11 protein-coding genes are annotated in these 12,184 nt (G+C 70.7%); 2 read left to right on the top strand and 9 right to left on the bottom strand.

The annotated features are described in order from the left end of the window. Positions 1–591: 591 nt before the first annotated feature. Positions 592–1,617: a tryptophan--tRNA ligase gene (gene trpS, locus ACWCPI_RS29680; protein WP_451041022.1), complete on the top strand. Its 1,026-nt coding sequence runs from the start codon at positions 592–594 to the stop codon at positions 1,615–1,617. Positions 1,618–1,669: 52 nt separating this feature from the next. Here trpS and proC read toward each other — a convergent pair whose 3' ends face one another. The 6 genes from proC to ACWCPI_RS29650 form a co-directional block, all read right to left on the bottom strand. Then, a complete protein-coding gene (gene proC / locus ACWCPI_RS29675) occupies positions 1,670–2,482 on the bottom strand; it encodes a pyrroline-5-carboxylate reductase (protein WP_451041021.1) in 813 nt (270 codons plus the stop codon). A 107-nt stretch (positions 2,483–2,589) separates the two neighbouring features. Beyond that, positions 2,590–3,381: an ABC transporter permease gene (locus ACWCPI_RS29670; RefSeq protein WP_451041020.1), complete on the bottom strand. Its 792-nt coding sequence runs from the start codon at positions 3,379–3,381 to the stop codon at positions 2,590–2,592. Next, the gene (locus tag ACWCPI_RS29665) at positions 3,378–4,178 is read right to left on the bottom strand and encodes an ABC transporter ATP-binding protein (protein ID WP_451041019.1); all 801 of its coding nucleotides are present in this window, start codon (positions 4,176–4,178) and stop codon (positions 3,378–3,380) included. Before ACWCPI_RS29665 ends, ACWCPI_RS29670 begins: the two co-directional genes overlap by 4 nt. Before the next feature lie 51 nt (positions 4,179–4,229). Further along, a complete protein-coding gene (locus ACWCPI_RS29660; RefSeq protein ID WP_451041018.1) occupies positions 4,230–5,012 on the bottom strand; it encodes a class I SAM-dependent methyltransferase in 783 nt (260 codons plus the stop codon). Positions 5,013–5,341: 329 nt separating this feature from the next. Beyond that, the gene (locus ACWCPI_RS29655; protein ID WP_451041017.1) at positions 5,342–5,845 is read right to left on the bottom strand and encodes an EamA/RhaT family transporter; all 504 of its coding nucleotides are present in this window, start codon (positions 5,843–5,845) and stop codon (positions 5,342–5,344) included. A 123-nt stretch (positions 5,846–5,968) separates the two neighbouring features. Beyond that, positions 5,969–6,295: an SH3 domain-containing protein gene (locus ACWCPI_RS29650; RefSeq protein WP_451041016.1), complete on the bottom strand. Its 327-nt coding sequence runs from the start codon at positions 6,293–6,295 to the stop codon at positions 5,969–5,971. 182 nt (positions 6,296–6,477) lie between these two features. On the opposite strand from ACWCPI_RS29650, the gene ACWCPI_RS29645 reads away from it, so the two are divergent. Beyond that, a complete protein-coding gene (locus tag ACWCPI_RS29645; RefSeq protein WP_451041015.1) occupies positions 6,478–8,583 on the top strand; it encodes a serine/threonine-protein kinase in 2,106 nt (701 codons plus the stop codon). A 78-nt stretch (positions 8,584–8,661) separates the two neighbouring features. Here the strand turns inward: ACWCPI_RS29645 and ilvD are convergent, their stop codons facing one another. From ilvD to ACWCPI_RS29630, 3 genes are all read right to left on the bottom strand, one after another. Continuing rightward, on the bottom strand, positions 8,662–10,515 hold the full coding sequence (ilvD, locus tag ACWCPI_RS29640) for a dihydroxy-acid dehydratase (protein WP_451041014.1): 1,854 nt from the start codon (positions 10,513–10,515) through the stop codon (positions 8,662–8,664). 144 nt (positions 10,516–10,659) lie between these two features. Next, positions 10,660–11,301, bottom strand: a complete 642-nt coding sequence (locus ACWCPI_RS29635; protein WP_451041013.1) for a TetR/AcrR family transcriptional regulator — start codon at positions 11,299–11,301, stop codon at positions 10,660–10,662. Continuing rightward, on the bottom strand, positions 11,298–12,119 hold the full coding sequence (locus ACWCPI_RS29630) for a sugar phosphate isomerase/epimerase family protein (RefSeq protein ID WP_451041012.1): 822 nt from the start codon (positions 12,117–12,119) through the stop codon (positions 11,298–11,300). The genes ACWCPI_RS29635 and ACWCPI_RS29630 overlap by 4 nt, the downstream gene beginning before the upstream one ends. Between the last annotated feature and the right edge of the window lie 65 nt (positions 12,120–12,184).

Here is a 12,184-nt window from a genome sequence, read left to right as displayed (position 1 = left end):
CGACTCTACCAGATCTTTTCTCGATCCGATTTCCTCGGTGCTTTCCAGGTTCCCGCTCTCGCGTTTCCCTTTCCGGCGCTTCCGACTTTATCAGATCCTTTCTCGGCCTGACCCCCAGTCAGCGGGGTTTGTCTTCGCGGCTGTTGGGCCGTTCCGACGAGTGAGACTTTAGCGGATTCCTCGCTCCCGGCCTAATCGGGGGCTGCGCTCTTCGAACGCGGATTCCTCATTACGCGAATACGCATGCCAATGAGACGACGGCAGACAGATCGACTGTCGTCGAATAGAGGTTGGTACCTGCGGAATGGCTGTCCGGGGACCGACCGGAGTCGGCGCTCACGTCGGACAACTCGGAGAACACTACGGATCGGTCCTGGGCGTGTCAACTTGCCTCCGGACGACACCCTGGGGGCGTACTGTGGGCGCATGACTACGCGTACGTACACCCAGCTGTGGTGGGCCGCCTGACGGCGGCCGTACTCGCGTATGCACTCAACGGCCGCCGCCTCGGCGGCCGTTTTCGTATCTCCCTCCAGAGCTCCTGAGGGCGGCCGGCCGGGACGGCGGCCTCGACCAGGAGGTGGAGAGGGAATGAGCCGGGTTTTCAGCGGGATCAAGCCGACCGGGCATCTGACGCTGGGGAACTACCTGGGGGCGATGCGGCGCTGGGCTGCCGTGGATCAGCACCAGGCCGACGCGTTGTTCTGCGTCGTCGATCTGCACGCGCTGACCGTGGACCACGATCCGGCGCGGGTCCGCAGGCTCACTCGGCAGGCCGCGACGTTGTTGCTGGCGTCGGGGCTGGATCCGCAGCTGTGCACCGTCTTCGTCCAGAGTCATGTGGATGAGCATGCGCGGCTGTCGTACGTGCTGGAGTGCGTGGCCGCGGACGGCGAGATGCGGCGGATGATCCAGTACAAGGAGAAGGCGGCGCGGGAGCGGGTGCGGGGCGGGAGCGTGCGGTTGTCGCTGCTGACGTATCCCGTGCTGATGGCGGCGGACATCCTGGCGTATCAGGCCGACGAGGTGCCGGTCGGGGACGATCAGACCCAGCATGTGGAGCTCGCGCGCGATCTCGCCGTCCGGTTCAACCAGCGCTACGGGCATACGTTCGTGGTGCCGCGGGCCACGGCGCCGAAGGTCGCGGCGCGGGTGATGAATCTGCAGGATCCGGCCTCGAAGATGGGCAAGAGCGATGACTCCGGGCCAGGGATCGTCTATCTGCTCGATGAACCGGACGTGGTGCGGAAGAAGGTCATGCGGGCCGTGACCGACAGCGGGCGGGAGGTCGTGTACGACCGGGAGGCGCGGCCGGGGCTGGCGAACCTGCTGGAGATCCTCGCGGCCTGCACGGGTGGGAACCCATCGGAGCTGAGCGGTGTATATGAATCGTACGGCGCCTTGAAGAAGGACACCGCGGAGGCCGTGGTGGAGCTCCTCAGGCCCGTACAGGAGAGGCACAGGGAGCTGTGCGCGGATCCTGGTCATGTGGAGGGGGTGCTGCGGGATGGTGCGGAGAAGGCTCGGGCGATGGCCCGTCCTACCGTCGATGCCGCGTATCGGGCGATCGGGTTGCTGCCGGCGGTGGCCGCCGCGGATATCGCGGTGACCGCTTAGGGGTGCCTGCCAAGAGTGTGCCGGGCCGCCCTCTGGTGGGGGCGGCCGGGCGTCAGCCGTTGTTGCCGGAGGCCAGTTGCCGGCTGCGGTCGCGGGCGGCTTCGAGGGCGGCGATGAGGGCGGCTCGGACGCCGTGGTTCTCCAGTTCGCGGATGGCGTTGATCGTGGTGCCGGCGGGGGACGTCACGTTCTCGCGGAGCTTGACGGGGTGTTCGCCGCTGTCGCGGAGCATCGTCGCGGCGCCGATCGCGGACTGGACGATGAGGTCGTGGGCCTTGTCTCGGGGCAGGCCGAGCAGGATGCCGGCGTCGGTCATGGCTTCGACCAGGTAGAAGAAGTACGCCGGGCCGGAGCCGGAGAGGGCTGTGCAGGCGTCCTGCTGGGACTCGGGGACGCGGAGCGTTTTGCCGACGGAGCCGAAGATCTCCTCGGCGTGGGCGAGGTCGGCTTCGCTGGCGTGGCTGCCGGCGGAGATGACCGACATGGCCTCGTCGACGAGGGCGGGGGTGTTCGTCATGACACGGACGACCGGGGTGCCGGCGGCGAGCCGCGCCTCGAAGAAGGAGGTGGGGATGCCGGCGGCTCCGCTGATGACCAGTCGGTCGGCGGGGACGTGCGGGGCGAGTTCGTCGAGGAGGGTGCCCATGTCCTGCGGCTTGACCGTGAGGATCAGGGTGTCGGCGGTCTTGGCGGCTTCCGCGTTGGTGACCGGGGTGACTCCGTAGCGGGTGCGGAGTTCTTCGGCTCGCTCCGCGCGGCGGGCCGTCACCAGGAGGTCGGCCGGGGCCCAGCCGCCGCGGATCATTCCGCTGAGCAGGGCTTCGCCGATCTTGCCGGTGCCGAGGACTGCGACTTTCTGGGTCATGGCTGGGGTGCCCTCCGGGGGTTGCGTCGTCCGGGTTCATCCTCGCACCGGCGGCACCTTCCGAGGCGGCGTGTCCGGTGGGCGGGACGAAAGGGCCACCGGGTCGGTCATGCCGTCCTGCGTCGCAGTGTCGCCGCGCCCAGGCCGAGGACGAGGAGGGCGCAGCCCGCCACGATCAGGGCGTCGCGGACGAAGGCGGCGGTCATGTCGGTGTGCTTGAGGACTTCGTTCATGCCGTCGACCGCGTAGGACATGGGGAGGACGTTGGAGATGGCCTCCAGGGCCGGGTGCATGTTGTCGCGGGGAGTGAACAGGCCGCAGAGCAGGAGCTGGGGGAAGATCACGGCCGGCATGAACTGGACGGCCTGGAATTCGGAGGCGGCGAAGGCCGAGACGAAGAGGCCGAGGGCGGTGCCGAGCAGCGCGTCGAGCAGGGCGACGAGCAGCAGGAGCCAGGGGCTGCCGGTGACGTCCAGGCCGAGGAACCACAGGGCGAGTCCGGTTGCCAGGGCGGACTGGAGGACGGCGAGGGCGCCGAAGGCGAGGGCGTAGCCGGCGATCAGATCGCCCTTGCCGAGGGGCATGGCGAGGAGGCGTTCCAGAGTGCCCGAGGTGCGTTCGCGCAGGGTGGCGATGGAGGTGACCAGGAACATCGTGATCAGCGGGAAGATCCCGAGGAGGGAGGCGCCGATGTTGTCGAAGGTGCGCGGGCTGCCGTCGAAGACGTAGCGCAGCAGGAACAGCATCAAGCAGGGGATGAGGATCATCAGCGCGATGGTGCGCGGGTCGTGGCGGAGCTGGCGCAGGACGCGGGCTGCGGTGGCGGTCGTGCGGGCGAGGTTCAGGGCGCCGGTGGGAGCGGGCTGGAGTGCCGGGGTCGGGTTCGCTGTGGTGGTCATCGGGTGGTCTCCTTCGCGCGGGCGGCCGCGGTCGCCTCGTCGACCAGGTGGAGGAAGGCTGCCTCGACCGTCTCGGAGTGCGTACGGGTGCGCAGGGCGTCCGGCGTGTCGTCGGCGAGGATCCGTCCCTCGCGCATGAGGAGGAGGCGGTGACAGCGCTCGGCCTCGTCCATGACGTGGGAGGAGATGAGGAGGGTGGCGCCGCGGGAGGCGGCGATGTCGTGGAAGAGGGCCCACAGGTCGCGGCGCAGGACCGGGTCCAGGCCGACCGTCGGCTCGTCCAGGACGAGGAGTTCCGGGGTGCCGAGGAGGGCGACCGCCAGGGAGACGCGGCTGCGCTGGCCGCCGGAGAGGTTGCCGGCCAGTGCGTCGGCGTGGCTGGTGAGGTCGACGTCGGCGAGGACGCGATCGACGTCGTGGCGCCGGTCGGCTGCCGTGTGGCCGGGGTCGAGGATCGCGGCGAAGTAGGCGAGGTTCTGGCGGACGGTCAGGTCGTCGTAGACGGAGGGTGCCTGGGTGACGTAGCCGATGCGGGTGCGCAGGGTGGGGTGGCCGGCTGGGCGGCCGAGGACATCGAGGGTTCCGGTGACCTTGGCCTGGGTGCCGACGATCGCTCGCATGAGGGTCGACTTGCCGCAGCCCGAGGGTCCGAGGAGGCCGGTGATCTGGCCGCGCGGGACGGTGAAGTCGAGGTCGCGGAGTACCGGGCGGGTGCCGCGTGTGACGTTCAGGGCCTCGGCTCGGACGGCGGGGTCGTCGGGGGGGTCGTCGGAGTGACCGGAAGAGTAATTCATCATGTGATGAATAATCCTCCGGGGGCGCCGGGGCGTCAAGCGTGGGGGCGACCGCTACGTCCGGGACTCCCCGGTGGTGGCGACGAGGAGGTCCACGTCATAGGTCTCCTCGACGATTCCGTCCGGGAACGCGGTGAGGAGGAGGTGCCGCTCCTCGGTGAGGAAGGCGGTGCTCGCGTCCTTGCCGTGGACCAGGAAGATCGAGTGGCTGCCGATGTTCGCCAGGTGGGTGTCGAGCGGCACGCGGCGGCTCCAGCGGACCTTGCGCCCGGTGAAGCGGAGGCGGCCCGTGGGGTCGTCCAGGGCGGCTCGGGCGCCGCTGCCGTTCTGCTCGACCACGGGGTCGACGCCGAAGCAGCGCCCGATGCGGTCCGCCTGCGCCGCCTGCCACGGGATGTCGAGGGGCATGGTGTTCCACCACAGGGCCAGCGCGCCGCCCGGGCGCAGCACGCGCAGGGCCTCGGATGCCGAGTGGGCGGGGTCGGTCCAGTGCCAGGCCTGGGCGTAGGTGACGAAGTCGACGGAGGCGGTGGCGACCGGGAGGGAGTTGCCGTTGCCGCGGACGATCGGGATGTCGGGGTGGGTGCGGCGGAACTGGGCCACCATTTGGTCGCCGGGTTCCACGGCGAGGACCTCGGCGCCGCGCCCGTGGAGGAGGGCGGTGGCTATGCCCGTGCCCGCGCCCACGTCGATGACGCGTGCGCCGGTGAGGGAGCGGCCGGCGAGTTCCTCGATCGCGTCGAAGAGAGCGGGAGGGTAGGAGGGGCGGTTCGCGGCGTACTGGGCCGCGGCGGCGTTGAAGGAGTGGGCTCGGTCGGTGCGAGAAGGGACCGTCATACGGCCATGGTGGCCGGGGTGGGTGTGGCGTGCAGCGGGCCCGCCGCAAGCAAGGCGCCGACGTGGCCGGGGCCTTGCTGTGCAAACTCCGCCGCACGAGCGTCCGGCGGGGCGGCTTGGTGCGTGTGCGGACCAGGTGTACCGGCCAGGTGGAGGCGGCCGGGTCCTGGCGTTCGGATCACGTCGGCTCGGCGGCCCCCGGCTCCCGCATCTGCCGCGTTGCCGTCGGTCGCCGCCTCCCCGTCCTGTCTTGCGGCACCCACGATTGCCGCTCTGGTCGGCTGAGAGTACGCAGCCTCTTTCAGCCGGGCGGATCCGAACGACGGGCCTCAGGTGCGGCGGCGCTTTTTGGCGGGGTTGCCGGTGCGGCGGTTGGTGCGGGAGTCGTGTTGTTCGCGGGCCGTCTCGTATTCCTCGCGGTGGAGCTTCTCGCCGGGTGCCTCGATGAGGGAGCGGAAGAAGTAGGCGAGGAGGGAGCCGACGAAGCCGATGGCCAGCAGGCCTCGGAGCGAGGCGTGGCGGTCGGGGTCGGGTCGCTTGGAGAAGGTCTCCCAGGTGTGACGGAAGGCGAGTGCGCTGCACACCGCGAACATCACGACCAGCAGGGTGGTGACGAGGCCGCCGATGGCGGCGATCTGGATGCCGTCGTAGGCGAAGCGCAGGACCAGGCAGGAGACGGCCGCGGTGGCGAGGGAGCCCACGGACACCGCGATGCGGCGGACGGTGTAGCCGTTGTCGTGGTCGACCCAGGTCGTGCCGAAGAAGCGGAGGGGCTCGGGGCGGGGGCCCGTGGAGCCCGCGGGGGTGTCCGGGGTGCCGTTCTTCTCGCTCACGAGTCGATTATGGCTCCGGGAAGGCCGCGGGCTCCGTACGGGTCCGGCGAACCCTGGTCAGGCAGCGGTTCGGGCGGGGCGGCGAGGGCGGGCCCCGCCGTCGCCGCCGATCTCACACGGCTGTCACGAGGAGCAGCGCGGGCGGATGTAGCCGTCGCTGCCCGTCCTCACGTAGGCGTCCGAGACGTACTCGCCGTTGGCGATGTTGTCCCAGATGTTCGTGGAGCCGTACGGGCCGCTCACCCAGGTGCCGGGCCGCTGGCAGTAGATCGCGACCCGGGATCCCTCGGGCAGGACCTTGATGATCGGGTAGCTGGTGCCGGGGCCGCTGCGGACGTTGAGGCGGACGCCCGGGGCGACCGGGTAATAGGGCACGGACGCGGTCGTGGCCGCCGTCGCGACGGTCGTTTCCTCGCCGCCGTCCATCACTTCGGCACGGTCGACAGACATGAAGTTCCTCCCCCGTTGTGTCCCACGGTCGTCGTGGGGCCCCGTTGATTCCCCTGAATCACGCCATGAAACACATGTTCTGAATCAGAACGCGGAGACTAGCAAGCCGCCTCTGTCCCGTACGAGTCATCGACTAGGCTCCGTGCGTCGCGCGCGCGGACGAACAGCACGGGGGTGGTTCCATGGCGCCGCAGCAGAACACCGGGGCGGGCGCGGAAGCGGAACTTCCCGAGTACGCCGGTCACTACCATCTGGAATCCCATCTGGGCTCCGGTGGCATGGGCGTGGTCCATCTGGCGCGGAGCACGTCCGGCATGCAGCTCGCGGTGAAGGTCGTACATGCCGAGTTCGCGAAGGATCCCGAGTTCAGGGGGCGTTTCCGGCAGGAGGTGGGAGCGGCTCGCCGGGTGAGCGGGGCTTTCACGGCACCGGTCGTCGATGCCGATCCGGAGGCCGAACGGCCCTGGATGGCCACGCTGTTCATCCCCGGTCCGACGCTCTCCGACCATGTGAAGCGGAACGGGCCGATGGAGCCGGCGCGACTGCGGCGGCTGATGGCCGGGCTGGCGGAGGCGCTGCGCGACATCCACCGGGTCGGCGTGGTGCACCGGGACCTGAAACCGAGCAACGTGCTGCTCGCCGACGACGGGCCGAAGGTCATCGACTTCGGCATATCTCGGCCAAAGGACAGCGAACTGCGGACCGAGACAGGGAAGTTGATCGGTACGCCGCCGTTCATGGCACCGGAGCAGTTCCGGCGCCCCCGGGAGGTCGGACCCGCCGCGGACGTCTTCGCGCTCGGATCCGTGATGGTGCACGCGGCCACGGGCCGGGGGCCGTTCGACTCCGACAGCCCGTACGTCGTCGCCTACCAGGTCGTCCATGACGAGCCCGACCTGACGGGCGTACCCGCGAATCTCGCACCGCTGATCGGGCGGTGTCTCGCCAAGGAGCCCGAGGACCGTCCCACGCCGGACGAGCTGATGAGGGAACTGCGCTCGGTCGCGGCCTCGTACGACACGCAGGCGTTCATACCGGCGCAGCGGACGGTGGACGTACCTGAGCCGGAGCAAGGTTCCGCGCAGTCGCCGCCGACGCCGGCGCGACGGCGCCTTCCGAAGCGGGCGGTACTCGGGGCCGTGGCCCTGGTGCTCGCCGTGGCCGGTGCGGTCGCCTCGGTGCGGCTCCTGAGCGACGGCGACACGCCGCGTGCGAAGAGCGGCGAGGCCGGTCTGTCCGCGTCGGCGCGTTTCAGTCCGTGGGCCGTCAAGCCGGCGCCGCAGGGCAGTGGCCTGCCCCGGTGCTCGTACGGCACGGCGCAGCTGCTGTGTACCCAGCCGGGTCTGGTCACCGCGCTCGATCCGGCCGACGGCAGTGTGCTGTGGCGGCATGCTCTCGCCCGGGGCGACTCCCCCGGTGAGCCGCCGGTTCTCTCGGGAGGGCTGGCGCATGTGCTGACGCACGGCGGCAGGCGGCTGGAGGCGCTCGATCCCGCCTCGGGCAAGGCACGGTGGACGCTGGACGTCTCCTCGTACCGTGGGTTCCGGTACGCGGGCGGCATGCTGCTGCTGATCGGTGCGGACGGCCGGATGACCGGTGTGGACGGCGGTTCGGGCGAGCGGATCTGGAAACGGCCGGTGGCCGGTCTGAGCGAGGCGTACGTCGTCTCGTTTCCCGGGAGCCCGTGGGTTCTCGTGGCGAGCGCGTCCGCCGACGGCGCCCGCACGCGTGTCGTCGCGGTCGACCCGGAGGCGGGGGACGTGCGCTGGGAGGCACGGCTCGACGGCGCTCTGACACCTGTCGGCGCCGCCGACGGTGAGGTTTTCCTGCTCGCGGGCGGCGGTGGCTACGGCGAGGCGAAGGCCGTGGTCCGCTACGACCCGCAGTCCGGGGCCGTGCGGCGCGTCGCCCTGCCGGTGCCGGTCAGGCAGGCGCAGGCCACGGTGCGCTCAGGGGTCGTCTACCTCCTGGGCGCGGGTGGGTCGCTGGTCGCGGTCGACACCCGAGCGGGCAAGCGGCTGTGGTCCCTGGAGACGAGTGTGAGCCAGGGTTCCGCGCCGGCCCTGGACGGTCGGCGCGTGTACTTCTCCGCCGCCGACGGACGGCTGCTCGCCGTGGACGCCGCCGAGGGCAGGATGCTCGGCCAGACACCGCCACGGCTCAGTGCGAACTCCGCTCAGGCCACCGCGGAGCTGCCCGCGCCGGGAATCGGCGACGGCGGCATCTACGCCACCGCCCCCGACGGAACCGTCTTCGCCGTGGAGGCGCGCGACCCGGCCGCCTGGTGACCCGCGCCCCTCGCCGGCCGGTGACACGCGCGAGGGCCGCCCCCGAAGAGGACGGCCCCTCGCGCGCACTTCGGTGCGTCAGCCCAGCTTCGTCACGTCCCGCACCGCGCCCTTGTCCGCGCTGGTCGCCATCGCCGCGTAGGCCCGCAGCGCGGCCGACACCTTGCGCTCGCGGTTCTTCGGGGCGTACACCCCGTTCAACGCCTGCTCGCGGCGCGTGAGTTCCGCCTCGTCGACGAGCAATTCGATCGAGCGGGCCGGGATGTCGATGCGGATACGGTCGCCGTCCTCGACGAGCGCGATCGTGCCGCCGGACGCCGCCTCGGGGGACGCGTGGCCGATGGACAGACCGGACGTGCCGCCGGAGAAGCGGCCGTCGGTGATCAGGGCGCAGGTCTTGCCGAGGCCGCGGCCCTTGAGGAAGGACGTCGGGTACAGCATCTCCTGCATACCGGGGCCGCCCTTGGGGCCCTCGTAGCGGATGACGACGACGTCACCGTCGGTCACCTGCTTGTTGAGGATCTTCTCCACGGCCTCTTCCTGCGACTCGCAGACGACCGCCGGGCCCTCGAACGTCCAGATGGACTCGTCGACGCCGGCCGTCTTCACCACGCAGCCGTCGACGGCGAGGTTGCCCCTGAGGACCGCGAGGCCGCCGTCCTTGGAGTAGGCGTGCTCGACGCTGCGGATGCAACCGCCCTCGGCGTCCTCGTCGAGCGCCTCCCAGCGCTCGGACTGCGAGAAGGCCTCGGCCGACCGGACGCAGCCCGGGGCCGCGTGCCACAGCTCGACGGCCTCGGGCGAGGGCGAGCCGCCGCGCACGTCCCAGGTCTTCAGCCAGTCCGACAGGGACGGGCTGTGGACGGCGTGCACGTCCTCGTTGAGCAGTCCGGCGCGGTGCAGCTCGCCCAGCAGGGCCGGGATGCCGCCGGCGCGGTGCACGTCCTCCATGTAGTACGTGCGGTCCTTGGCGACGTTGGGCGCGACCTTCGCCAGGCACGGGACCCGGCGGCTGACGGCGTCGATCTGCTCCAGCCCGAAGGGGACGCCCGCCTCCTGGGCGGCGGCCAGCAGGTGCAGGATCGTGTTGGTCGAGCCGCCCATGGCGATGTCGAGGGCCATGGCGTTCTCGAAGGCGGCGAAGGTGGCGACGTTGCGCGGCAGGACCGTGTCGTCGTCCTGCTCGTAGTAGCGGCGGGTGATGTCCATGACGGTCCGGGCCGCCGCGACGTACAGCTGCTTGCGTGCCGTGTGGGTGGCCAGCACCGAGCCGTTGCCGGGCAGGGACAGGCCGATGGCCTCGGTCAGGCAGTTCATCGAGTTGGCGGTGAACATGCCGGAACACGAGCCGCAGGTCGGACAGGCGTTCTCCTCGATACGGAGGATGTCCTCGTCCGAGATCTTGTCGTTCACGGCGTCGGAGATCGCGTCGACCAGGTCGAGGGTGCGGACCGTGCCGTCGACCAGCGTGGCGCGGCCGGACTCCATCGGGCCGCCGGAGACGAAGACCGTGGGGATGTTCAGCCGCAGGGCGGCGTTCAGCATGCCCGGGGTGATCTTGTCGCAGTTGGAGATGCAGATCAGGGCGTCGGCGCAGTGCGCCTCCACCATGTACTCCACGCTGTCCGCGATGAGGTCGCGGGACGGCAGGGAGTAGAGCATTCCGCCGTGGCCCATCGCGATGCCGTCGTCGACGGCGATCGTGTTGAACTCGCGCGGGATGCCGCCGGCCTCCCTGATCGCCTCACTGACGATCCGGCCGACGGGCTGCAGGTGGGTGTGGCCCGGCACGAACTCGGTGAAGGAGTTCGCCACCGCGATGATCGGCTTCCGGCCGATGTCCGCACCGGGTACACCGGAGGCGCGCATAAGGGCGCGGGCGCCCGCCATGTTGCGGCCGTGGGTGACTGTGCGGGACCTCAGCTCGGGCATCGTCGCTCGCTCCTTCAGAGAACTGCGATCAGAGAGACTTCTGACTGCTGACGAGCGTACGCCGGTCATCCAGGGATCGGGACGAGGTGTCCGCAATACGGGACGTATGTCTCGTGGAGCAGACGTGCGGCGCGCCCGGGCCGCTCACCCGTCGGCGGTGTGCCGCCCCGTGAGGTGTCCCTGTACCACCGGCGCCACCCGGACGATGATCTGCTCCACGTCCGCCGACGCGATCGGCTCGATCCTGATGACGTAACGCATCATCGCGATGCCCACGAGCTGTGCGGCGGCCAGCTCGGCGCGCAGCTCCGCGTCCGGGGCGTCGATCTCACCGGCGATGCGGCGCAGCAGCTGCGCGGAGACGAGGCGCCGGAAGACGGCGGCCGCGGCGTCGTTGGTGACCGCCGAGCGCACGATCGCGAGCAGCGGCTTGCGGGTCACCGGGTTCTCCCAGAGCCCGAAGATCGTGCGGGTCATGCGCTCGCCGACGACGTCGAGCGGTCCCTCCAGCACCGCGTCCCGCACCTTCAGGGCGGGCGCGAAGGCGACCTCGACCGCCGCCTCGAAGACCTGCTCCTTGGTGCCGAAGTAGTGGTGCACCAAGGCGGCGTCCACACCGGCGGCCTTGGCGATGCCGCGCACGGACGTCTTCTCGTAGCCGCGCTCGGAGAACTCCTCGCGGGCCGCGTCCAGGATGCGGTCGCGGGTGTCGGCGGATTCCGTACGAGGGGGCCGGCCCCGGCGCCGGGAGCCGACTCCTCCCCTGCCCGAGGTGGTGTCCGTCACGGCCGGGGGACCTTCGCCGAGGCCAGGTGCAGTCGTGTGAAGGCGAGGGCCTCGGCGAGGTCGGCCTCGCGTTCGGCGCCGGACATCGCGCGGCGGGTGTTGACCTCGATGACGACGTGGCCGTCGAAGCCGGTCAGGGCGAGGCGCTCCAGCACCTCGGCGCAGGGCTGGGTGCCGCGGCCGGGGACGAGGTGCTCGTCCTTGGCCGAGCCCCTGCCGTCCGCGAGGTGCACATGGCCCAGCCGGTCCCCCATGCGGTCGACCATCTGGAGCGCGTCGGCCCGGGCGGTCGCCGTATGGCTGAGATCGATCGTGAAGTGACGGTAATCGTCCTTCGTCACATCCCAGTCGGGGGCGTACGCGAGCATCTCGCGGTCGCGGTAGCGCCAGGGGTACATGTTCTCCACGGCGAATCGCACATCCGTCTCGTTCGCCATGCGCCAGATGCCGGCGACGAAGTCACGGGCGTACTGGCGCTGCCAGCGGAACGGCGGGTGGACGACGACCGTGGAGGCCCCGAGCTTCTCGGCCGCGGCCTGGGCGCGCTGGAGCTTGGTCCAGGGGTCGGTGGACCACACGCGCTGGGTGATCAGCAGACAGGGGGCGTGCACGGCGAGAATCGGGATGCCGTGGTAGTCGCTGAGCCGGCGCAGGGCTTCCATGTCCTGGCTGACCGGGTCGGTCCACACCATGACCTCGACGCCGTCGTACCCGAGGCGCGCGGCGATCTCGAAGGCCGTCGCCGTCGACTCCGGGTAGACGGAGGCCGTCGACAGGGCGACCTTCGCATCCGGGACGCGCACCGCTGGTTCTGCCACGGGGACAGCGTACGGGGCACCGCGGGAGGCCGGGGAACCGATGGACGGCGGCCCGCCGGGAACGA

The organism is Streptomyces sp. NPDC001920 (assembly GCF_053594495.1).
Note: the sequence above shows the minus strand (reverse complement) of the source record. Positions and strands in the feature narration are given on the sequence as shown.